This window comes from Aquidulcibacter sp. (assembly GCF_044346625.1).
Lineage (GTDB): Bacteria > Pseudomonadota > Alphaproteobacteria > Caulobacterales > Aquidulcibacteraceae > Aquidulcibacter.
The window spans coordinates 1-24,642 of record NZ_JBIIYV010000023.1; the positions used below are offsets into that span (position 1 = coordinate 1).

The 24,642-nt window shown below is 54.5% G+C and carries 14 protein-coding genes; 6 read left to right on the forward strand and 8 right to left on the reverse strand.

The genetic code is table 11. The features are described from left to right. Nucleotides 1–254 precede the first annotated feature (254 nt). A complete protein-coding gene (locus tag ACIQ20_RS07750; protein WP_395779034.1) occupies nt 255–1,760 on the reverse strand; it encodes a tryptophan halogenase family protein in 1,506 nt (501 codons plus the stop codon). Nucleotides 1,761–1,926: 166 nt separating this feature from the next. Here ACIQ20_RS07750 and ACIQ20_RS07755 point away from each other — a divergent pair, with 166 nt between their 5' ends. Both ACIQ20_RS07755 and ACIQ20_RS07760 read left to right on the forward strand, forming a co-directional pair. Next, on the forward strand, nt 1,927–5,157 hold the full coding sequence (locus tag ACIQ20_RS07755; protein ID WP_395779036.1) for a TonB-dependent receptor: 3,231 nt from the start codon (nt 1,927–1,929) through the stop codon (nt 5,155–5,157). Between the two features lie 348 nt (nt 5,158–5,505). Next, on the forward strand, nt 5,506–6,552 hold the full coding sequence (locus ACIQ20_RS07760) for a LacI family DNA-binding transcriptional regulator (protein WP_395779038.1): 1,047 nt from the start codon (nt 5,506–5,508) through the stop codon (nt 6,550–6,552). On the opposite strand, the gene ACIQ20_RS07765 is transcribed toward ACIQ20_RS07760, so the two are convergent. Beyond that, nucleotides 6,549–7,679, reverse strand: coding sequence for a zinc-binding dehydrogenase (locus ACIQ20_RS07765; protein ID WP_395779040.1), 1,131 nt, complete (start codon nt 7,677–7,679; stop codon nt 6,549–6,551). The two genes, ACIQ20_RS07760 and ACIQ20_RS07765, sit on opposite strands and share 4 nt — an antisense overlap. Before the next feature lie 141 nt (nt 7,680–7,820). Continuing rightward, nucleotides 7,821–11,012, reverse strand: coding sequence for a TonB-dependent receptor domain-containing protein (locus ACIQ20_RS07770; protein WP_395779042.1), 3,192 nt, complete (start codon nt 11,010–11,012; stop codon nt 7,821–7,823). Nucleotides 11,013–11,282: 270 nt separating this feature from the next. Between ACIQ20_RS07770 and ACIQ20_RS07775 the strand changes: the two genes are divergently transcribed. After that, complete coding sequence (locus tag ACIQ20_RS07775) at nt 11,283–13,397, forward strand: acylase (protein WP_395779044.1); 2,115 nt, start codon at nt 11,283–11,285, stop codon at nt 13,395–13,397. Nucleotides 13,398–13,420: 23 nt separating this feature from the next. After that, nucleotides 13,421–14,359, forward strand: coding sequence for an NAD(P)H-dependent flavin oxidoreductase (locus tag ACIQ20_RS07780; protein ID WP_395779046.1), 939 nt, complete (start codon nt 13,421–13,423; stop codon nt 14,357–14,359). Between the two features lie 9 nt (nt 14,360–14,368). Here ACIQ20_RS07780 and ACIQ20_RS07785 read toward each other — a convergent pair whose 3' ends face one another. Further along, a complete protein-coding gene (locus ACIQ20_RS07785; protein ID WP_395779048.1) occupies nt 14,369–15,586 on the reverse strand; it encodes a TadE/TadG family type IV pilus assembly protein in 1,218 nt (405 codons plus the stop codon). Nucleotides 15,587–15,736: 150 nt separating this feature from the next. Then, a complete protein-coding gene (locus tag ACIQ20_RS07790; protein WP_395779050.1) occupies nt 15,737–16,873 on the reverse strand; it encodes a response regulator in 1,137 nt (378 codons plus the stop codon). A 261-nt stretch (nt 16,874–17,134) separates the two neighbouring features. Here ACIQ20_RS07790 and ACIQ20_RS07795 point away from each other — a divergent pair, with 261 nt between their 5' ends. Both ACIQ20_RS07795 and ACIQ20_RS07800 read left to right on the forward strand, forming a co-directional pair. Next, nucleotides 17,135–20,821, forward strand: coding sequence for an EAL domain-containing protein (locus ACIQ20_RS07795; protein WP_395779052.1), 3,687 nt, complete (start codon nt 17,135–17,137; stop codon nt 20,819–20,821). Nucleotides 20,822–20,914: 93 nt separating this feature from the next. Continuing rightward, nucleotides 20,915–22,126, forward strand: a complete 1,212-nt coding sequence (locus ACIQ20_RS07800; protein ID WP_395779054.1) for a chromophore lyase CpcT/CpeT — start codon at nt 20,915–20,917, stop codon at nt 22,124–22,126. 3 nt (nt 22,127–22,129) lie between these two features. Here ACIQ20_RS07800 and ACIQ20_RS07805 read toward each other — a convergent pair whose 3' ends face one another. The 3 genes from ACIQ20_RS07805 to dapF all read right to left on the reverse strand — a co-directional run bounded on the left by ACIQ20_RS07805 (nt 22,130) and on the right by dapF (nt 24,557). Continuing rightward, a complete protein-coding gene (locus tag ACIQ20_RS07805; protein WP_395779056.1) occupies nt 22,130–22,351 on the reverse strand; it encodes a hypothetical protein in 222 nt (73 codons plus the stop codon). Between the two features lie 6 nt (nt 22,352–22,357). Continuing rightward, nucleotides 22,358–23,647, reverse strand: coding sequence for an adenylosuccinate synthase (locus tag ACIQ20_RS07810; protein WP_395779058.1), 1,290 nt, complete (start codon nt 23,645–23,647; stop codon nt 22,358–22,360). A 76-nt stretch (nt 23,648–23,723) separates the two neighbouring features. Continuing rightward, nucleotides 23,724–24,557, reverse strand: coding sequence for a diaminopimelate epimerase (dapF, locus tag ACIQ20_RS07815; protein WP_395779060.1), 834 nt, complete (start codon nt 24,555–24,557; stop codon nt 23,724–23,726). Nucleotides 24,558–24,642 lie beyond the last annotated feature (85 nt).

Below are 24,642 nucleotides of genomic sequence, written 5' to 3' on the forward strand. Positions count from 1 at the left end.
GGACCAAGCTCTCCCACGGTTTACGCCAAAGGGGACACACGGTCTCAAGGTCGCGGTGAAGGCTGGTTGCGCGACCAGCCTTCACTCGACCTCTCTATCACATCCAAAACACACAAGGGGGCGAGGGGTGAGGGGGCCTTAGCGCACCAGCGCATTGATCCGTGCAATGAAGGCCGTCATAGTACCCATCGTCTTTGCGAATGTAAGCCCTCAACCCAACCCCTCTCCCAGAGCTAGAGGGGCTTGCCTCCCCCTTACATCGGCGCAGGGCAATAACGCTTCAGATAGTCGCTATGGGTGGGCATGTGTTGCACCACGAATTGGATGGATTGTTCGATCCCGCGCAATTCATCGCTGGTTTTGGCGCTCATCAGGGTATCAGCCATAGCATTATGGCCTTGCATGGTAATGCCTTGACCCATCATCACCGCGGCCCAACTGGTTTCGGTGAATAGCTCATCATCCTCGCGGAAGATCTGACCATTGAGGCGGAACAGGTCCGTCTTTTCCGTCAGGCTTTCGGGCACAGCCATGTTGCGACAGTAATTCCAGAACGGGCTGTCGTCGCGGGTGGTGGCATTATAGTGCAGGATCAAGAAGTCGCGGATGCGGGCATATTCCTTGCCAGTCAGGCGATTGAATGCATCTTCTTGCGCTTGGGTGATGCCATCGAGTGATAGCAGCGCGATCAGCTTATTGATGCCAGTGTTGATTAGATGGATAGAGGTTGATTCCAAAGGCTCCATAAAGCCTGCAGCCAGACCCAAGGCCACCACATTTTTGTTCCAGAATTTCTTCCGCCGCCCAGTGACAAAGCGGAGGAAATTCGGCTCCGCCTGAGGTTTGCCCGCGATATTATTTAACAGGATGTCCAGCGCTTCATCGTCGCTCATGAATTCACTGCAATAGACGTGGCCGTTGCCATTACGGTGCTGCAACGGCACTTGCCATTGCCAACCGGCGCGGTGGGCGGTCGCGCGCGTATAGGGTGGCGGTGGGCTGCCATCGTCACGCTTACAGGGCAAAGCGACCGCGCGATTGCATGGCAAAAAGTTTGACCAATCATCATAGCCGGTCTTTAGCGCTTGCTCGATCAACAAGCCCCGGAAGCCGGAGCAATCGACGAACAAATCACCCTCGATAACGACGCCATTATCCATGGTGACGGAGGTTATAAAGCCTGTCTCGCCATCCAAAGCGACATCATTGACCTTGCCTTCGATCCTGATTGCGCCGCGCTTCTCAGCATAGCCGCGCAAGTATTTGGCATAGCGGCCGGCATCGAGGTGATAGGCGTAATTGATGGGGGGCAAGTCGTCGCGCTGATAGTCTTCAGTCCGAGCAAAGCGGCCATGGTGGGCGGCCATGGTTTCGATATTGAAGATTTGGATCGGCCGTTTATCGCCTGCCTCTTTGAATTTGTGCCAAATATGGTGAAAGGACACGCCGTCGACTTGATAGCCATAATTGCCAAAGGGGTGGATATAGCTGTCGCCAATCTTGCCCCAATTAACGAATTGAATGCCAAGTTTGAAGCTGCCCTGCACGGCAGACAGCATCTCAGCCTCGTCAATTTCCAATAAGCGGTTGAAGTCGAGGAAGGGGGGAATGGTGGCTTCGCCAACGCCAACTGTGCCGATCTGTTCTGATTCGATAACGATGACATTGACCGGCTTGCCCGCACGCAAGCGCGACAATGCGGCTGCAGCCATCCAGCCCGCCGTACCACCACCTACGATTACGATCGTTTCAATTGCCATGTCTCATTACCCCCAGATTCACTTTAACTGTATTTTCTTGCCATCTAGCACGGATGACGCAAATGTGAACGTTCATTTTTTTCTTGTGAACGCTCTCAATTACGGTTATGCGTCACCCAATATGAATAGCTTCCTTCAAAAAAGAAGGGAGTCAGGGGAGGAAATTTTGGCCTATCAACTCAACGCAGGCACAACCACGTCTCGGTCTCGGCGGTTTACCGCTTTGACCACCGCATCCAGTCTCGCCCTTTTGGCGCTGGTTTCCCAGCCTGCCTTCGCGCAGACAGCAGCAGAGCCGGCTAAGCCAGCCGAAACTATAACCCCTGCAACGCAGCAAGCTGAGCCAGAAGCCGAAGTGATCGTGGTAACGGGCTTCCGCCGCTCGTTGCAAAATGCGCAATCGATCAAGCGCAATCTCGACACTTTCGTTGACGTGGTTACCGCTGAAGACATTGGCGCTTTGCCCGACCGTTCGGTGGCAGAAGCCCTGCAGCGCATTCCGGGTATCAATATCTCCCGCTTTGAACAGCGCAATGATCCAGACCGCTTCTCGGTCGAAGGTTCTGGCGTCATCATCCGCGGCCTGCCTTACGTGCGTTCTGAGTTGAATGGCCGCGACATCTTCTCCGCCAACGGCGGCCGCGAACTTTCGTTCAACGACGTCTCGCCAGAGCTTTTGGGTCGCGTGGAAGTATTCAAGAATGCCACGGCAGACATGATTGACGGCGGCATCTCTGGCACGGTCAATCTTGTCACGCGTAAGCCACTCGACAAAAAGGGCCCACGCTTTGCTGGCACCATTGAAAGCAATTATGGCGACATGGCTAAAGAATGGTCGCCTGGCTTCTCCTTCTTGGGCTCCAATACCTATGAAACCGAAGTTGGCACGTTTGGTGTGCAAGTTGCCTATGCCCAATCGCAATTAGTGACCAAGACCGATGCATCCCAGATTACCGACCCGTGCTACCGCGATGCCTCGCTGACCTCAGCCTGTATCCGTGTGCGTGCTGTGGGTTCTGGCGGCTTCAGCGGCGGCGAAGCGTTTAACGCCTCGAATTTCCCACCGACCAATGCCGTATTTGTGCCGAAGGGCGCAGGCGTACGTACCACCGATCTAACCCGTGACCGCGATGCGATGTCGATCGTTGGCCAGTGGGAAAGTAATGATCAGCGCTGGTTGGCCACGCTTGAATATTTGAAGGCAACCACAGAAGCGACCTTGGAAGAATTCTCGGCTCTGGCTCTGGTCAATGACGACGCGTTGTTCCCCGTTGTCGCCCCCGGAACGACCGCGACGTTCGCTGGCAATCAGTTCGCCAAGGGTACATTGACCCAGCTTCAGCCCTTCACAGGCGGTCGCGGCATCCCAACCGAATTGCTGCGCTTCCAACGCGAAGATGAAGCATCGACCGAAGACGTGTCCTTGACTGTAAAGTTTAGTCCAACCGATCGCTTACGCTTCAACTTCGAAGCCCAGCACATCGCATCGGACCGCACAGAGAATGGCTTCATCTCGGCGATGCAGACCTATAGCGACGTCTATATCGACAATACCGGCGAAACTCCTCTGGTGCAGTTCCTGCAGCCCGGTTTGGCAACATCGCCAGCCAGCTACTTCACCGATCCATCCAAGACCTTCTATTGGTTCTTGCTGGACAACCAAGTCTATAACGAAGGCGAGATGACCAGTGTGCGTCTCGACGGTGCCTATGACTTGAAAGAAGACGGCTTCTTCAAGGGCGTGCGATTTGGCGCACGTTGGGGCGATCGCTCGCGCATCACACGCAGCGCCAACTTCTCCAACTGGGGCAATTTAGGTGCACCTTGGACTGGTCGCGGTGGCAATTGGAACTGCGGTGACTTCCAAGCCTTTGGCTGCGGTGGTGCTTATGCCAAAGACTTCCCGGGGTCGTCCGCTATCCGAAATCCATTCGGCGACAACTTCCAGCGCGGCAATGTGCCTGTGCCTCTGGGCGATGGCTCTGCCTTCTTCTTCGGCGGCGACAACACGGTTCGCGACTATCTGAGCGGCGAGATCCGCAAACAAGCGAATGCAATTACGGCGTCGACCCTGACCCCGAACGCTTGGTTCCCAATTTCTGCGCGTTCCGGCAATGTGCTTGGTGGTCCTTGGACCGCCGGTGAAATTTCTGACGTGGAAGAATTGACCTCGGCCGCCTTCGCCCGCGTGGACTTTGGCAAAGACTTCTCCGGCGACCTCAAAGTCTCGGGTAACTTCGGCCTGCGTTATGTGAAGACCACCGTTCAAAGTGCTGGTGCAATCAAACTGCCAACTGGTGAGTTCTTCGATTCGGTTGGATCGGGTGGCAATGGCGATGGTGTGGTCAGCGTTGCTGAGTTGCAGAATGCCTGTAGCCGGGTTCAAGTTGGCCAAGTTGCCCCGGGCTACTGCGGACTATCAACCACGCGTTTGGCAGAATTTGCCGCGGTCTTTACCGGCGAAGAAATCGACGACAGCGCCGACATTGAGTTCGACCATGTTTTGCCAAGCTTTAATGCGAAAGCCGACTTCGGTAATGGCATGTTGGTCCGCGTGGCGATCTCAAAGGGCCTTTCGCGGCCAGACCTGAATGCTTTCGCAACGGGTGGCGGCATTTCCGACAATACGGCCAGCCTGAAAGCTGGCGGTACCTTGGCAACAGGACCTCTCTTCCAGATTGGCACGGGTAACCGTCTCCTACGTCCAGTTGAATCTTGGAACTATGACCTGTCATACGAATGGTATTTTGCCAAAGTGGGTTATGTCGCGGTTTCGGCCTTCATGAAGGACATTCAGGGCATTGTGAATGGTGGGGCTACGGTTCGTAAGTTCACCAGTCCAAAGGGTGTCTCCACTGATGTTCTGGTCAATGGTCCAGTCAATAGCGATGGCGGCATCTTGAAAGGAGTCGAGCTATCCTATCAGCAGACCTATGACTTCTTGCCGGGCCTGTTGAGCGGATTGGGTACCCAATTCACCTATACTTATGTGGATGCGGGCGACTTCAGTAACTCAAACCTCGGCGCAGAGCAGAGCCCATTTGCGGGCAATACGCCACTGGCAGGGGTCTCGGAACACACGATCAACGCCGTCGGCTTCTATGAAAAGGGCCCGATTGCGATGCGTTTGGCCTATAATTGGCGGTCAGAGTTCTTGCAGACACCGCGCGATGTGATCTTCCCCTTCTCGCCCATTTATGGCGAGGCGACAGGTCAACTCGATGGGTCGATCTTCTACGCGTGGACGCCACGGGTTAAGTTTGGGATCCAAGGCGTGAACTTGCTGGATGAAGTAACTCAGACCAGCCAAGTCATTGACTTCAAAGGCACACGGGTGACGCGTTCGGCCTTCCGCAACGACCGTCGCTTCACCGTGATGGCGCGGGTAGATTTCTAATCTAGCCGGCAAGAGCGAGCCTTGGACTGACCTCCAAGGCTCGCTTGTCGCCAGTTGTTTGAGCTTCAAGTGGGCCTTTAGCTTGTAATCGGTTGAAGAGAGCTTTCACTTGATGTGCGGACAAGCTAACCTTTTGTCGATCAATCAATTTTCAGTGTAGATTTGTTATACCTTTTGATTGTTCGTGACTTAGCCTCTAGGAGTGGATCTCCAAATTTCTTTCCGGTTATCAAGATTATGTCGATTTTCATGAAAGGCATTCCATTGCATTCTGAAGACACATTCCCGCTTTTTGAAGCCGACGTGAGCGTAAAGTCTGCGCTTATGCAGGTGGTAAGGGGGTAGCTTATGGCGCGCCGCAATCAATCGGTCACCATCTCCCATGTCGCCGCCGATGCGGGCGTTTCGTTGCAGACGGTCAGCCGTGTCATTAATAATGAACCTAATGTCCGCCCTGAAATGAAGGCGCGCGTGCAAGCCTCGATTGAGAAGCTGCACTATGTCCCCTCCATCGCCGCCCAACGCATGAGTGGCTCGCGTTCTTACCTCATTCTGGTCATCAATGACCGAGAACGGACGATCGCAGAATGGCGTGCGCGTCGTGGCGCGGACTGGGTCGACCAGATGCTTCTAGGGGGCATGCTGACGAGCGCCGAGCATGGCTATCGGATGATCTTTGAACTCGTCGACACCCATAATGACCACGTTGAGCGCGAATTAAGTGGCACCATCGCCGCCCTTCAGCCCGATGGTATCATCCTAACACCGCCGCACTCTGAGAATCCTTTAATCACCAAACTTCTGGATCAGCGCAAAATACCGTTTGCGCGGATTGGTTCTTTGACGCCGGGCAGTGGCTTTGCCATTCATATGGGGGATGCAGGATCGGCGGCACAGGCAACCCAGCATTTGATTGGACTTGGTCATAAGAGGATCGGCTTTATTGCTGGCGCGCCCGACTATAATTTGTCGCACTGGCGCGTCGAGGGGTGGCGGCAGGCTATGGCGCAAGTGGGCCTGCCGCATGCGGGCTTATGCGTACCGGGGGACTTTAGCTATGAGAGTGGTCGCGAGGCCGCATTAGCGCTTCTCAGCCTCGATCCCGCACCCACCGCCATCATCGCCAGTAATGACCAAATGGCCTTAGCGACGCTGGACATCGCCCATGAGCGCAATCTGGCCGTGCCGGGCGATCTGTCGATTATCAGCTTTGACAACACCCCAGTTGTTCGATTTACCACGCCACAATTGACAGCCGTGGATCAACCGATCGCAGCCACTTTCTCTAAGGCCGTTGAACTGTTGATCCATCAAGCCACCTCGCCAAGCGAACACCCCTATTTGGTGCCGGGTTCGCTTGTTGAACGCGCAAGTACCGCCGCACCTAAATCCTAGAGACTTGGATTGATCAGATATTTCTCGCCGGTCGCTTTGCGGGCATAGGCACGTGCGTGATCAGGATGCAGCGCATCGGCCAAGGACAATGTCGAGGTATAATGGCTCGCGAAAGTGGTGGTCAGCTCTCGCGCCACACGCTGGCGTAGACCCAGTGCGGCTTCTAAACCAATCTTTTGCAAGAAAGGCGTCAATAAGAAGCCACTCACGCTCCACGATAGGCCAAAGCCGCGATCCAATTCGGTTGGGCGCAAATCGAGGCCGCCGTAGATATAGACTTGCTTAAATGTGGATGAGCCATAGCGGCTATATTCCTTGGCATTGCGGTTAGCAGCTGCCTCCATGGCGTGCAGGATCGAATTGGCCAAACGACCACCGCCAATTGCATCAAACGCGAGGGTGGCCTTGGTTTCGGTTACGGCGTCGGTCAGGTCTGCTTGGAAGGTGTCAGAGGTTGAATCCACCACATACTTTGCACCAATATCTTTGAGGATTTGTGCTTGCTCCGCACTTCGAACGATATTGACCAAGGGTACATCATCGGCGAGGCAAATTTTGTTCAGCATTTGACCCAGATTAGAAGCTGCAGCGGTATGGACGAGGGCGACATGGCCTTCACGCTTCATCGTCTCGACCATGGCCAGCGCGGTGAGGGGGTTCACAAACATTGAAGCACCATCAGCGGAAGTTGCGGCCTCTGGCAGAGGCGAGCAATCACGGGCCAACAACTTGCGGTAGGTGGCATACATGGAGCCGCCAAACATGCCGACTTTCTTACCGAGCATGCCAGCAACATTGGCCCCAGCACGCACAATTGTGCCTGCGCCTTCATTGCCGACTGCCATAGATGCATTCAAGCGGGGCTTCATCATACCCATGCGAGCTGGCGGGATGGTTGCGGTCAGAACAGGCCGGTCTGGCGTGCCACTGGCCACCAAGGTCGCCATGTCTGCGGGCCCCAATAACAGCCCCAAATCAGAAGGATTGATTGGCGAAGCTTCGACTTGAACAATCACTTCATCCGGGCCCGGTTCATCGATTGCGACAGGTTCAAGATTGAGGATCAATTGGCCCTCAGACGTAACGGTAGACCGCAATTCAAGGCCGTGGAGTTGGGTGTCGCTCATGGTGTTTTCTCCGCAAGTTATGGTTTTGATCTTTGCTAACGCACACGGGCGGACTTGTCGCGGAAAATCGCAGAGCGCAAAAAAAGGTCCCTCGCAATGGAGGGACCTTTTCAAGCGTGAGGTCGAAATTGATCGATAGCTTCAGTATTTTGCCGTATAGCGGATGAAGAAATCACGCCCTACACCTGAAACCGGCTCGGCCCATTCACGCAAATAAGGCTTTTCATCACTGAGGTTGTTCACGCCGACGACAATCGAATGATCGTCCGTAAGATCGTAACGGATCGAAGCATTGTGTGTCCAGAAGTCGCCGGTGAAGGCGGGTGTGAACTGTGCAACGGTTTCAACCTCGACACCGAACAATGTCTGGTTGTCAATGAAGCGTGATGACCAATTCACCGACCAAGGTCCCTTATCCCAGTCCAAGCCAACACTGTAGGTCAATTCCGGGTTATTGATTTCGCCTAGGATTTTATTGCCAACCAAGGGTGCCGCTGGATTTTCAAAGTTTTGCCTGTTTTCAACCCAAGTACCGGTGAGCGCCACTGCAAGCCGACCAAACTTTTCTAGGCCGATAGCTTCGAGTGGTAAGGCATAACGCAAATTCAGATCAACCCCAGACGCTTCTTGCGCAGCGAAGTTGATATCGCCTTGACGGATGAAGTTTAGACCTAGGAAAGTTGGCGACCCCGCGGTGCGCGTGCGCCGGATCGCGTTGCAGAATTGGTTTTGCAGATTGGGAGCATCATAGCAGGCATTGACGATGTCCTGTGCCGAGACCGCGGCGATGGCGTCTTCGATGGCGATGTTCCAATAATCCGCTGTAATGATCAGGTTTTTAACAAAGCGTGGTTTGAAAACTAAGCCGGCGCTATAGGTCTCCGCGGTTTCTTCCTTCAGGTTTGGATTGCCACCTGAAACACCTGTGAAACGAGCCGTATTTGGATTACTCCAACCGACCGGAATTCCATCAGCTCGGCAGTTGGCAAGGCGGTTGGCAGGTTGCGAGCCTTGGCCGATTAGCGCGTTATCGCAGGGGTCCAATGGCGAGAACGTTGTAGGCTGTTCTGGCGAGAACAATTCACCGATGTTGGGTGCGCGCACCGTCACCGAGTAGCCGCCGCGGAACCGTAAGTCTGAAACGGGCGCCCAGATTAGATCGGCCTTCCACGCAAAACTGTCGCCAATTGTAGAGTAATTGCCCCAGCGGGCTGCACCGCTGACTTCCAGCGTCTCAAAAAACGGTGCTTCGCTGATAATGGGCAAATTCACTTCCACATAGGCTTCGCTGACATCATAGGAACCCTTGGTGCGTTGTGTGCCGCCGACGTCGAAGGTTTCCCCTAAGGTCTCACGCGCGTCCGGTCTGAAGTCGCTTTCTTCCTTTCGATATTCCGCGCCAACGACAAATTTGACCGCTCCACCTGGAAGGGAGAATAACTTCGCCGAGTCACCCGAGACCGTTCCACTGAAAACAGTCTGGCGGATCGTCGACTTCTCAACCTCTTCATACGAGACAAACTCGCGAGCCTCTTTGCTGGATTTGTTCAAACCAAACAAATTCAAAGGCCGACATTCCTTATCACGAGGGTCAAAAGTGGTGAATCTGTCGATCTCGATGAATGGGAATTGAGATGCGGGTGACGGTGGCAAGGCATTTGGGTTTAGGTTTGATCGGCAGGTCGGCCGCCCTGTTGCCGGATCGATTACCGCATCGATGGCCGCAAAATAACGGTCATCCAAGCGATTCCACGAGCGCGTCTCTGTCCGTGTTTGACCATAGTTGAACGCCACATCATAGCGCCAACCTTCCAAATTGAAGAAGTCGCCATCCGCCCCCGTCACAAAACGGAACGTGCTGCGTTCGTTGGAATCACCAATATCATTGCGGACAACATCGATGTTGTCGCGCCCGATCATCAATTGATAGGTGCTCGCAAGGCTTGGGTCAGCAGCAATTTGGGAATTGATATAATTGCGGATTTCGACTGGGATAAACGGATTGTCGCGCCGTATGAGAATGGTGTCGTCAAAAGTTTTATAGACGTTGAAATAACGTGCTTTGGAATTGACGATTTTGCCTTCGAAATAGGGCCGGAAGTTTGGACTTGCCTCATAATCAAGGAAAAGGTTGGCTACGAATTGGCCTGTGGTAGGCGTCAGATTGCTTTCGTTGAAATATTGCTCGGCGCCATCGCCGCCAATTTGGTTCTGCCCGCTAGAAATCAAGCCATCTTGAAATGGTCGAACTTTTCCGGAGTTTGTGTCTACCACCCAACAGCCAAAGAAACGCCGCCCAATCGTGCTCTCCAAGCAGTCATTGATGCCGTTGCCGTTAAAGTCCGCACCAGGAACTGCGCTCGCACCATCAGCAAATCCAGTTCCGAATGGGTCTAATCCAATCAGGCCAAGAGTAGAGGAAATCGAAAACCGACGGTTCCCCAGAATAGCTCGCGGCGTGGCACTTCGGGCGCGCTCTATGAGGGCTGGATCGGTATTTGCGTAGCGCGGTGCGCCGTTTACTAAAATGGTGTTCCCAATTGTGTTGTTAGCTGTCCGCCCAGTTGGGATTGGATCACCAACTTGGAAACGCGTCGCTGGGTTTTCAGTATTAAACGCCAGACCATTGTCCTTTGAGAAGTCCCGATCGCCATAGAGCAAGCCTTCTTGCGCATCGTATTGAGCTGCAAAGGTCAGATTACCCTTTTCGCTTTCGCCGAAATTCTTGCCATAGAGAAGGGATCCAAAGAAACCCGGCGAGTCTCCTTGCCCGGACATCGAGGTCTGAGCAGAAACTTCAAAGCCCTCATACTTCTTTTTGGTAACAAAATTGACCACGCCCGTGACTGCATCGGACCCGTAAACGGCCGATGCGCCGCCTGTCAAAACATCCACGCGTTCAATCAAAGCGGAAGGAATGGTGCCAATATCAACCGCGCTGGAACCCGAAACACCCGCAACATGGCGACGACCATTGACGAGAACAAGTGTTCGAGCACTGCCCATGCCACGCAGATTTAATGTGGCCCGACCCGGCACACCGGTGGCTTGCTCGCCTGTTGTGGATGCTGCGAGCTGCGGCAAGGTTTCAAGATAGTCGGCAACTTGAGTTACGCCCTGAGCTTCCAGCTGCGCAGCGCTAACAAAGGTGACAGGCGAGGGGCTTGCGTCGGCTGCGCGCGCAATGCGTGACCCGGTTACAACGATGACTTCGGCGGTTGGCTCCGGCGCATTGCCACCAGCTGGGCTCGATTGGGCCCAGGCGGCACCCGCTAGAAGTGATGATGCGCAAACGCCAACGAGCAGCTTTACACGTTTTGTCGATGAAGTCATTTTCCCCCCCAAGGATTAGTCACTCGAATACCTCAGTTAAGAATGCTTCCAAGCCATTGTCTAGAGTTGCCCAAATAATAGTCTGCTTAGTGATTATTCAGCGAGATTCAGACAGTCCCTTGCGCAAAATGAAGGCAACGCAGATCAATTGGTTGTTGTCGTTTCAGTCAGGCCCGGCATCAGCCTCCTACCCCCATAGACATTGCCCGTAATTGCGTTACCAAGATGAGCTAAGAGCGCAGCTTCATAAGCGCTCAAGGGGGCAACATCATGGACAAAATTGGCAAGATCGGCCTGGCGGCTGGTCTCTTGATCCTTATCTTGGCTGGTGGGGCCTATGCGGCAGGCGTTCGACTGGCCTTGTTCCCTGAGGAGATCAATCCGGCCCCATATCTTGAAAAAGCAAAATCTTATAATGCCCTAGTTGAGCGCGATAAGTTCGGCGTGCCTCATATTTCAGGGCCGCGCGATGTCGATGTCGCGTTTGGTATGGGTTATGCGCACTCCGAAGATGATTTTGCCACGATCACTGAAGCCGTCCTAGCCACACGCGGCACCATGAGCGAGACCAAGGGCAAGGATGCAGCCATTGGTGATTATCTCGTGCAATTGCTGAGAGTCTGGGACAGCGTGAATGCGGGCTATGAGCGCGAGGTTACACCAGAAGCGCGTGCGATCATGCAAGCCTATGCCGATGGGGTAAACTTGTATGCTGCACAAAACCCAACCAAAATGCCAAATGGGCTTTTGCCTTTGTCTGGGAAGGATGTTGCGGCTGGCACCGTATTTCGTGGGCCATTTTTCTATGGGCTGGATAAAGTTTTTAAGTCCATCTTAGAGCCAGCACCTGCACCCGACAAAGCCCCGCCTAAAGGTTCTAACGGGGTTGCCATCGCGCCCAAACGCTCCACCGATGGCGCAACCCGTCTCTTGGTCAATTCCCACCAACCCTATGACGGGATGGTGGCATGGTATGAAGCTGTACTGGAGAGTGGTGAAGGTTGGCATGTCGCGGGCGGCTTCTTCCCCGGCTCCCCTTTCATGCTGCACGGGCACAATGCGCACTTGGGCTGGGCCAGTACCGTCAATAAACCCGATTTAGCAGATGTCTATCGCCTGACGACTGATCCGAAAAAGCCCGGCCAATATTTGCTAGACGGCAAATGGGTGCCGTTTGAAAAGAAGGTAGCCACGTTCAAGGTGAAAGTCTGGGGGCCTATTCTGTGGACCGTGAAACGCGATCTATTGTGGTCGGTGCATGGCCCTGCCTTAGAGACCGATCGTGGAATTTTTGCCGTCAGTTATGCCGGGCAAGGGGAATTACGCCAGCCAAACCAATATATGGCGATCAATAAGGCGAAAAACCTCGCAGAGTGGCGCGCGGCTATGGCTATGCAAGCCTTGCCTAGCATCAACTTCATCTATGCTGATGAAGCAGGCAATGTCGGCTATCTCTCCAATGGTCAATTCCCAGTCCGGAAGGATGGCGTGGATTGGCAGGGCGTCCTACCCGGTGATCGCAGCGACCTTTTGTGGAAGGACCGTGTGCCATTCGACAAACTGCCCCAGCTTTGGAACCCGCAATCAGGCTTGGTCTTTAATTCTAACAATAATCCACTCATTGCCACAGATGGCCCAGACAACATCCGCGAAGAGAGCCTCGGTGCCCATTTTGGCCTGCAAACCAATATGACCAATCGCGCGTACCGCGTGCTGGAAACCTATGCCTTAGACCCGTCTATTTCAGCCGAAGAGTTTGAGGCCTATAAGTATGATCTGGCCTTTAGCGAGAAGGGGATCCTGGCAGGCCTTATTCGCGAAGCTTTGACCTATGATGCCACCGGCAATCCAGATTTGGCCGAAGCTCAGAAAGTCCTTAAAGCTTGGGATCGCAGCACGGATCGCGCCAACCGCGGTGCTGCATTGGCCGTCCTTATGGGGCAACCGATTGGTCGTGCCGCAGAAAATGGTGAGCCTTTACCACCCTTGCGGCCAGCTTTAGATGCCGCCATCGCCCAACTCAAAACCCATTTCGGGCGTCTTGATCCCACTTGGGGGGAGGTCAATCGCTATCGGCGCGGCACGTTGGATTTGCCCGTCGACGGCGGCCCAGACGTTTTTCGTGCTGTCTATGGCGAGACGCAGAAGGATGGAACCCTGACCGCCAATGGCGGCGATACGTTCATTATGTTTGTCAGTTGGAACAAAGCTGGCAAGTTGTCGTCGCAAAGCATCCACCAATATGGCTCCGCCACTTTGGACAAAGCCTCACCCCACTATGCCGATCAGGGCAAGCTGTTTGTCGAGATGAAGACAAAGCCGGTCTTGTTTAATCGTGCCGATCTTGCTGGTCAGATCGAGCGCAGCTATCGGCCAGGCCGCTAAACACCTTAAGGAAGGAAATCGCTATGAACCGCTTCTTGGCCCATACGGGTGCAAAATATCCCATCGTCCAAGCGCCAATGGGCTGGATTGCCCGTTCTCAACTGGCTTCAGCCGTGTGTGAAGCAGGCGGGCTTGGCGTGATTGAAACGTCCTCTGGTGAGACGGAGAATTGCCAATCAGAAATCCTGAAAATGAAGACGCTGACGTCCGCTCCATTTGGCGTCAATCTTCCCATCATGTTTCTGAAAAATGATGCAATTTTGCAGTTTATCTGCGACTCGGGCGTGAAGTTTGTGACCACTTCTGCGGGCAGCCCCGCGAAGTTCATTGCGCCCCTCAAGGCCGCTGGGATCGTCGTTTATCACGCGGTGCCGACGGTGGATGCTGCGCTGAAGTGCGTTGAGGCAGGGATCGATGGGTTGGTTGTCGAAGGCGCAGAAGGCGGCGGCTTTAAGAACCCTGAGGAAGTCTCCACCCTAGTGTTGCTACAAGCGATCCGTAAGGTCTCGGATGTGCCCTTGGTAGCTGCTGGTGGCATTTGTGACGGCAAGGGCATGGCTGCAGCTTTCGCTTTAGGCGCAGAAGCCGTCCAAATGGGCACGCGCTTTGTCAGTTGTGCCGAAAGCCCCGTGCATCACAATTACAAGCAAGCCATTCTCGATGCCAAAGAAACAGGGACCTATGTCCTCAATAAAAAGGCTAGCCCCTGTATTCGGGCGCTCAAGACCCAAAGAACCGCTGCGATCTATGACGCCGGTGTCATGCCACCCGATACGTTCAAGGGCATTCTCGACCTCTATTTCGGTGGGGATATGGAGGCTGCTGTGGGTCTGGCAGGTCAAACATCGGGGCTCATCGACGAGATCAAGTCCGCTCGGGACATTATCGAAGAAACCGTGGCGGAGTTTCACTTTATTGCTGGTCGGATGGGGGGCATGGCCACCGCGCAAAACTTCGGTTGACGCAGAGGCCTAGCGGGCTAGTCGGGGGACCCCAGACGATGGACCAACCCCTTCGGGAACGGGCACATTCGAGCCTGCATAGTTTTTATTGATCACCAAGACCGGGTTATTGGCCAAAGTAAGCGACTTTGCGACGATCACACTCCACGCCGAGTCTTGGGCCACATTTCCAGAAGAAGAAACGTAAAGTTCGCTTCCTGGGATATAAATCGTGCCTAATAATTCTCGGACTTTACTTGAAGAAACTGTAAAGCGCTTTGTATTGTTGCGTCCTGTGGCAATCAAAAAACCAGCAAGTGGGCCCGACTTGCGCGCGGTTAATTCAATATCGGCCTTTTGATCAAATGAGAATGCGCGGTCAGGGTCAAAGATCAACACGACATCATCGCCACGTAATTTAGAGTTTCCGTTAAACTCCAATTGCCCTTTGAAATAATGTTCGCCGGGCTCGAGTATCAATGTCGCGTTGCCGGTAACTTTATAATTCTCACAATGCACGCCAGCGGGAAGACTGATCATCGCATTTCCGCTATGGACCACATTCTCCAGTGCGTTGACACAATTAGGCGAGGTTAAGTCCAAGTCGACAAAGGGGTCATCCATCGGCAAAGCACCAATGCTGGCTGCAGGAGAGATGGTACCGCTTGCGCTTTTTACCGCTTGTACTGAGCCCGCTTCAATGCGCCCCAAATTCACAACCGAGATTCCTGAATTCGATTGAACCAAACAGCCAGGTGCGCGAATGACGCCACGATCCGTGACATTGGCCCCAATCGCGGCAACTTGGTCGATCTGCAGTACGCAAAGAGGTGTTTTGCTCAACGTTTCTGCCGTCGATGTGACCGCCAGCGGTGTTTTATCAGTCACGAGCCCTGAAAACATCGATCTGAACTGCGCTCGTGCTGTAACGCTGACGGTGCCACCTTCGCGATCGATGGCGACTTCGAAACTTGGTAGCGTGATATCTGGCATACCGCTGACCGCATTGGTAGCGAGGGCAATCGCAGTGCTTCTAATGCCATCATCACCGCGGGTGGACACGCTCAATTCGCCGGCGCCGGCTAATGCGCCTGCGTCTACTGCTGCTTGCAATTTGGCTTTGCTTTGGGCGATCCCGGCAATTTCGACACCGCACAGGACAGCATAACTTAACGGTGCCAATGCCAAAGCAGTGACCAGCGTTACGTTGCCCCGTCGAGATTTCTTGCCATTTAGTCGGTCAAACATTCTTGCACGCCTACACACAAGCCGTAGGTCGTACTCCTTTTATCTAAATGGCCGATTAAGTTGAAAGATGAGATACGATTAGTATTCGAAGCCAGATATTAACTACAAAGTAATTTTATATTCAATAAAATAAATCTTTCTTCCAAATTGCTATAACTCAATTGGAAATTCCATCTCAATACCAAAGCCGACATCTTCGCCGCTGACAAGATGTATTTCACCGCCAACAGCTTTCAAGCTGCCGACAGCTGTGGCTAAGCCCAACCCTAAGCCATCCTCAGTGCGTTGTAATGCGTTGGTACCTTGCTTGAAGGCTTGGATTGCAAGGGCGAAGCTTGTTTGGTCCATGCCTTGGCCAGCATCTAAGACGCGGATGGCTACCCGGCCATTGGCCGTCTTTTGGCCGATGACATGAATTGGGGCTTGGCCATGGGCGAATGCGTTTTCAATCAGATTGCGCAAAGCCGTTAGTAGTAGATCATAATCGCCAGTAATTTCAGAGTTGCCAGTCCGATCGGCCAGTTTCAGATCAGTCGATTTGCCACCCCCACGTAGGGCCTCACGCGCTGCGGCCTTAATCAAGTCGGCAACCGAGAACACCTTTTTGGTGACCTCAATATCGCCAGACAGAATGCGAGCAGATTCCATCAATTGATCATGCATCCGCTTGAACTTTTCGGCGGCGTTCAGAATCTGACGGGCATGACCTTGAATGGCTAGATTGTCGCTATGGCCCTCAATCAGTTTACCAAAGCCTAGGATGACATTGAAGGGCGTATTAAACTCATGCCGCATTAAGCGCAGGATGTTAGTTTTCAAGCCATCGGCTTGTTCTGCCAAGCGACGACCTTGGCGCTGTTTAGCATCTGCGCGGCTATTGCGCAGCACATAGGACAATTGGTGGCTGACCAAGCGCCAGTTCAGCGGCTTGATCGCAAACGAGGTCGCTCCTGTGCCATAAGCGCGGTCGATTGCTTCCATGTCTTCGCGGCCTGTGATGACCACAATGGGCAAGTCTTCAAGGCTCGGTTCGGCGCGCACAGCAGCGATCAGTTCAAAGCCATCCATGATGGGCATTTCCAGATCGACTAAGGCAATGTCGATCCCACCTTGCTTTAGGCGCTCTAAAGCGACGCGGCCATCTTCTGCGACTTCAACTTCCATAGTCGGGGTGGATAGATAAACACCCGCAAACTCTCGCAGGATGGGATCGTCGTCGACCACCAAAATCCGCGCATTATCCGTCGCCACAAATTGGGATGCAGCCATTCGGCCAAAGTCACTCATCGGGTGCAACCTTGTCAGAACGGCAGACAAACGCGATTTCAGCGTGTCTGTAATGATGAATTAAAACGGCTTTGTGCACGTCTATCAGGCTCCTGTTAGCCCTACACCCTAGCTTAAATCGGTTAACCGCCCGTCAAACCAAGTTGTCGCGATGCAGTGCTACCGGCTAGTTCAGCAGTGGCCAAAATCTGTTGGCTTAACCCGCACTTAATGTGTCCGCGCTACTTAGGGAGTCCGATGCTAGCGCCCAGGTTTGATCAGGTGAAATCTCAGACGAAGCCTCCTAAACAGAAAGTCCAAAAGGCCAGAAAGCCAAGCTCCATCCGGTCACGGTTGGCGGCGCTTGTGCTGGGCTCGGTGATTTTCTCGGTCGTGCCGGTCACCATGATTTTTGCCTATCAGGATATGACGCGCCACGCAGAGGCGCGCTGGTCTGAAATGCGGACGGCAGCACAAGTTTTGGCCAGCAGCGCGGCAGAAGCAGCAGATGACGAAGATCGCCAACGCGCCTTTATCGCCATTCGTGCGATCTCCCGCAGCCCTGGGATCGTTTACGCTCGGGTGGAACTTGCTAATGGTATGTCCTTGGCCGAAAATGGCTCTGGTACCCGGTTGCGAAACGACGTGCGCTTGGACAGTGAAAGCGCCGATCCAAACCTCATCGCGCTGATCACGACCAAATCTGTGGAAGTCGTCTCGCCGATCGAATTGGGTGGCAAGGTGTTGGGGCGAGTCGTCGTGGTCCATATGGCCAATGACTTCTTGGCGCCCTTGCTGCGTTCCATTGGCAGCGTGTTGGGGATTGCCTTTTTGGCATTGCTGATGGCCTTGGCAATCTCCCGGCGCATTCAACGCGCACTGACCGAGCCATTGACCGATCTGACCAAATCCGTGGCCGCAATTGGCCAAAAAGGCGATTTTTCGCAACGGGTGGAGGCAACCACCACGGACGAAGTCGGCACGCTGGTGACAGGCTTCAACGCCATGTTGGAAGCCATTGGTGAGCGGGATCGCCGTATTGAAGCCCATATGCGCGGTCTGGAAGCTGAAGTGGCAGCGCGGACCAGCGACTATCTGGTGGCCCGAGACTCGGCTGAGCGTGCCAACGCCGCCAAGTCAGACTTTTTGGCGACCATGAGCCACGAAATTCGTACGCCAATGAACGGTGTGATGGTGATGGCAGAATTGTTGGCGGCGGAATCCTTGCCGGCCAAAGCCAAGCGCCATGCAGACACGATTGTGAAATCTGGCCGTAGCTTGCTAGCGGTGATCAACGATATTCTCGACTTCTCCAAGATTGAAGCTGGCAAGCTTGAAGTGGAAATTTGTGAGATCAATGTGCTGGACTTGGTCGATGATGTTCTGGCCCTATTCCATACAAAAGCACGGGAAAAAGGTTTGGAGCTGGTCGCTTCGGCCCATCCACAAGCCCCCAAAATGATCCCTGCCGATTCAGTCCGTCTTGGTCAGGTAATCTCCAACCTCGTTTCCAACGCTTTGAAATTTACAGAAACCGGCCATGTGCTTGTTCGGTTGGAGCCTGATCCAGATAGTCAGTTTTGGCGCTTGATTGTGCAGGATACCGGCATTGGGATTGCTGCAGACAAGATTTCTGGCATCTTTTCGGCCTTCTCCCAAGAAGACCAAACCACCACCCGTCGTTTTGGTGGTACGGGTCTCGGCTTGTCGATCTCCAAGCGCTTGGTGGAAGCTATGGGCGGCCAGATTGGCGCGACCAGTAAGCAGGGCCACGGCACTAGCTTTCACATACGTTTGCCAGCCCTGACAGGTGAGGCACGCGTCTCAGCTGCCCCGCCCAAACTGGAAGAAGGCGACGTGCCCTCGTGCGTCAAGATTTTTGTAGACGGCCAAGTTGAATCTTGGGCGATCAGTCGACGCTTGGCTACGGCTGGGGCTGTGATTGGTCAAACAGATGCTTTGCAGCCGGATTTGCTGATTGCAGACAAGGTCAATCGCACCGAATTGCCACCCGGCTTTAATCCCAAAAAGCTCGTACTGATTGCCGATGCTGATGATTCCGCCGCCGATGCCATGGTGCGCGCTGGTCAAGCGGTTGCTGCATTGCAACGCCCCGTCCGCCACGCCGATATTGACCATTTGATCTTGGCATTACGCAACGGGACCAGCTTTGCCCTCGCCCAAGGCGGCTTGATGAACCAAGCCATCACAGTGGCCTTTCCTGATGCGCGTGTCTTGGTCGTCGACGACGGCGAGGTCAATCGCGAGGTGGCGGTGGAGGCCCTGTCGCGCTTTGAGATTAAGGCCGATGTCGCCGTTGATGGCCAAGATGCCCTGAACGTTCTCGCGACCAAAGACTATCATCTGGTACTAATGGACGGTTCTATGCCCGTCATGGATGGCTATGAAGCCACCCGAGCTATTCGCGCCCTTGAAGCCAAAGAAGGCCGCAAGCGTATGCCCGTGGTTGCCTTGACCGCCCATGTCGTGGGTACGGCTGCAAATGCTTGGTCGGAATGCGGGATGGACGGGGTATTGCACAAGCCGTTCACGCTGGTGGCTTTGGGTGAAATCCTGAAAGCAAATCTGCCCGCTCGTTTGGCAACCAAGGCGCTCGAAATGATTGACGCGCGGTCGGATGATCAGACGTGGGACTCCACAGACGCGAATAGGGGCTCAGTCGAAGGGGGTTTGTTTGATGAAGCGGTGATTCTGCCTTTCCTGCGCGATCTGAAGACGCACCGTCGCGATTTCGTCGTGCGTGTGGTTGGTCTGTATCGCAACCACGCCCCCAGCACATTGATCGAACTACAAGAGGCCTTAAACGCGGGTGATCGAGACCGTATTGCGAAGGCTGCTCACTCGCTGAAGTCGATGAGCTTGAATATTGGGGCAAGTGCCGTAGCGAAACTAGCAGGTACGATTGAAGCCGCGGTCCGCATCCATAACACGCCGATTGCGCAGTCTGAGATTGAGCGTGCCATTGCGCTCTTGCACATGACCCTAGACCGCCTCGCTATCCTGATGGAGTCTGATTTACCTGAGGAACCAGCGCCTGAGATTAAGGCCGAAGTGAAGCCATCAGTCGTTGAAGTGTTCAACACGGCCATTCTGTCGCCAGACGAAAAGGCCCTGCGCGACGAACTGGAAGCGGATTTGGAAACGGGTGCGCTTAGTATGGTCTATCAGCCGCTCTATGACCGCACCGGCAATCAAGTCGTCTCAGCAGAAGCGCTTCTACGGTGGGATCGCGGCGGCCGGGCGCGTGTTGGCCCAGACGTCTTTATTCCTATTGCCGAGAAATCGGGCTTCATTGCGCACATCGGCCACTTTGTCCGCCAGGCCGTGTTTAACGATACCGCAGATTGGGGCGATCTACCGATTGCGCTCAACGTCTCACCACTTGAATTAATTGACGAAAATTTTGTTGGCGATTTGAAGGAGCTGTTTGCCGAGACCGGTTTTAATCCCGCCCGGGTGGTGTTGGAAGTAACCGAAACGGCCTTTTTGGGTGACCCTGATCGCGTGCGCCAGCTGTTTGCCCAGATCAAATCCATGGGCTGCAAACTGGCGCTGGATGACTTCGGTGTCGGCTATTCCAGTTTGACTTCCTTGCACCGTTTCCCGTTTGACAAGATCAAGATCGACCGCGAGTTTGTGACCAGTCTCGATCTTGATCCTAAAACCTCCCGCGAGGCTTTGGCGATCATCCAAGCCGTCTCCAGTATCGGTCGGGCCTTGGGCCGCGAAGTGGTCGCCGAGGGCGTCGAGACAGCAACGCAGCATGCGGTTCTAAAGGCTGCGGGTGTCCATACGTTGCAAGGCTATCTGTTTGGCAAGCCCATGGTCGCCAGCGAATTTGTTCGTCTCTTAACGCCAGCTTCGACGAGCGCCACGCCGTCCCTAATCAGCACCAACACCCCAGCCGCCCCATCGGCCCCAACCTTACCAACGGCATTAGCTTCCTAGGCCTGCCTTCAGGTATGGCAGAGCAAGGACTGGCAAAGCCAAACAAAATCATGACATAGTCGCTCTCCTAATGAGGGAAAACAGGGACTGGACATGCCGATTTCGACACGCCACTACCAGAATAAGGCCGCCGTCTTTGTGGCATGCATTGCCGTCCTCTCCCCAAATTTTGGCAGGGCGCAAGCTTTATCCAAGCCTGCCACCTCATCACAGTCACTGCCGCCTGAGTTGACGCCCGAAGGCATCCTGACGGACATGGTCAACCAATCGATCGCCGAACAGGCTGGCCTACCAGATCTTGCAGCCATGCCACCGGCCAAGGCTGTAACATCGGCACCTCCGGTTCCTATCCCGGTTAAGCTGATGCCACCGGCCATGAAGGATGTCCTTGAGAAAGACATGTTAGACCTGGCCGACCTTTTGGCTGGGCGCTGGGATAATGAGCTACAGACCTTTTTCGAACCCGAGCTCAACGTGCCTCTGCCTTTACGCCAAGAACGGCTACATGCGGTCGTTAAGCCAGTCGTAGCGCCAGAGTTTGGCCCTGTCAGCTTCTATGTTGAATACCGAAAGGGCGGTGAAGCCGGCCCCGTTGTTCGCCAACGAATTTGGACACTTAGCGTGGATCAAGAGCTTGGGGCGGTGCGCCTCGCAGGCTTTGCTCCTAAAGACGGCAAACCATTGGAAGGGGCTTGGCGTCAAATTGAAGGGTCAGAGGGATTGAAGCCCGATCAAGTGAAGAAGGATTCCTTTACCCCGGTTGCAGGCTGCGACATCATTTGGCGCCGGCGCGGCGAAGGCTTTAGTGGCGCGACCCGTCCGGCAACCTGCAAGCTCGTGACCAATGCCGACAAGCGGGTTCTATCGGTCAGCGAACAGCATGACCTTTCTGCTAATGTGTGGGAAGTGCGCGATGTTGGCGTCGACGAGCGCGGTGTCCGCGTCTTTGGTGGCAGTGATTTGCCGCCAACCCGGTTGAAGCGCACCAAGACTTTCACGTGCTGGGCTTCCGTTGCTAAAGGGGCAGAACGCGCGATTGTGACCGACCTTGTTGTGCATGATCAAGGCGGTATGGCTAGCGCTGAGTTTGCGGGCGGCAATCCTACAAAGCTTCGGCTTCGCCTCCGCAATGTGGAATGGCCGATTGGCCAGAACCGGCCTTCTTTGACGCTTTATCTCTTGATTGATGGTGATGACCGGGCCGAAGGCTATGCTTGGGGAGAGCCCACCGCCAATCGGTTGGCGCTGGATGTAGGTGGGACCCAGCTAAGCTGCACGCGCGACCCCCGTGCGCTTTGGCGATAAGGTTCAGCGACCGAAGAATTTGATCACGATTACGACCAGCAGGGCCGTCAAGCCAAACTTCAAAATACCATAGGCCCGCATGATCCGGCCAAGCTTGGCCATATTTTCCTGATGCAGCGCCTGTTCTTCGGGCGTTAGCTCGCGCGAGGCCTCATCAACGTCCTCGTCATCCCAATCGGGGGCGGGGGCATCTTCGGAATTTGGGGGCGGTGGCTTTTGGTCCATCAGCCCTTACCCCTCAAATGGATCACGCACCAAAATTGTGTCGTCTCGTTCTGGGCTGGTGGAGAGCAGGGCGACGGGCCGGGTCACCAATTCTTCGATGCGCCGTACGTATTTGATTGCGTTCGCTGGCAGGTCCTTCCACGAGCGCGCCCCGCGCGTAGTTTCTTGCCAGCCGTCGAAATACTCAAAGATCGGCTCGACGCTGGCTTGATCTTTAAGGCCAGCCGGGAACCAATCTAAGGCGCGGTCCCCGATCCGATAGCCGACGCAGACTTTGAGTTGCTCAAAGCCATCGAGCACATCTAACTTGGTTAGCGCTAAGCCACTAATGCCGCCGACGATGGCCGCTTGGCGCACCAGCACGGCGTCAAACCAGCCGCAACGTCGTGGACGCCCGGTCACCGTGCCAAACTCATGTCCACGTTCACCGATGCGCTTACCCACATCGTCGAACAATTCAGTCGGGAAGGGGCCTTCGCCGACGCGGGTCGTATAGGCTTTGCAAATACCCAACACATAGCCCAAGGAGTTTGGACCCATGCCAGTGCCCGCTGAGGCTTGGCCAGACACGGTGTTGGATGAGGTCACATAGGGATAGGTGCCATGGTCGATGTCGAGCAGCGTGCCCTGAGCGCCCTCGAACAAAATGCGGCGGCCCCGACGGCGGGTCTCTTCCAGCACTTTCCAGACAGGCTGGGCATAGGGCAAGATTTGGGGGGCGAGGCTGACGAGTTCTGCTTTAATGGCAGCGCCATCGAGTTCTGGCAGGTCGAGGCCTTTGCGCAAGGCCGTATGATGGGCCAACAAGCGTTCGATCTTGGCGTCCAGCGCATCGGGGTCAGCTAGATCGGCAACGCGAATAGCGCGACGGCCAACTTTGTCTTCGTAAGCTGGGCCGATGCCGCGCCCAGTGGTGCCAATCTTGCCAGCACCGGCCTGAGCTTCACGTGCACCATCTAAGTCGCGATGCAGGGCAAGGATCAGGGTCGCATTTTCGGCTAGAACTAGTATCGATGGGTCAATCACCACACCCTGGTTACGAACCCGATTGATTTCATCCAGCAGTGCGTGAGGGTCAACGACCACGCCATTGCCGATCACAGACAATTTGCCTTGGACAACGCCTGAAGGCAGAAGCGAGAGCTTATAGACGTTGTTGCCTACAACCAACGTATGGCCGGCATTGTGACCGCCTTGGAAGCGGACCACCACATCGGCACGGTCGCTCAACCAATCTACAATCTTGCCTTTGCCTTCGTCGCCCCATTGGGCCCCGACAACCACCACATTCGCCATGAGTCTAAACTCCCTGCTTGCGCGGGGTGCTTGGGGTCTGAGGGCGAACTCGTCAAGCTATCAGGCTGCGATCTACCTAATTTCCGCTTAGATTACCTTCAGATTCGAGGGCAACTGCCCCAGTCATGATGACGTGATTATCGCACTCCCGCCATTCAATCTGCAGCATGCCGCCATCAACTTGTACGTTGGCGGTACGGTCGCATAGACGACGCCTCACAGCGGCCACCAGTGCCGCACACGCCCCAGTCCCGCAGGCTTTCGTCAGGCCAGCGCCGCGTTCCCATACCCGCAAGCGAATATGGTCTCGCGCCACAATCTCGGCAAAGCCAACATTAGTGCGCTCAGGGAATAGGGGGTGATACTCAATCATCGGCCCAACGGCTTCGACGGGGGCAAGCTCTGCATCTTGGACGAAAAAGACGCAGTGCGGGTTGCCCATGCTGACGGCGCCCGGGCCATGCAAGACTGGATCGTCGATCGGGCCAACTTGCAGCTCAATACGAACTGTATCCATGCGTTCAGACATAGGAATACGCTCCCAATCAAAAATGGGTTCGCCCATATCGACGCTGATCCTATTCGGGCCGACACTGACGGCTCCCAGAAGGCCAGCTTCTGTTTCAATCACCAGATTTTCTCGTTTCATCTCCCGCATTACATACCAAGCGACACAGCGCGAGCCGTTCCCACACGCGGCAACCTTGGACCCATCAGCATTCCAAATCTCGGTATAAACGTCTGCCAAGGGGTTTTTGGGTGGCAGTAGGACCATTAGCTGGTCAAAACCAATCCCTTTTCCAGCGACGGCTAGGGCCTCCACCGCGCTGGCATTTAAGGTCAGGGGGCGGTCGCGCGCGTCTAAGACGGCAATCTCATTGCCAAGGCCATTCATTTTTGCGAACTTCATATCGTGTGTTTAGGCTCATTTGACTTGAAGTAAAACACCAAATGGAAACCATCTTCATGCTTTGGTGATGTTAAATGACAAATAA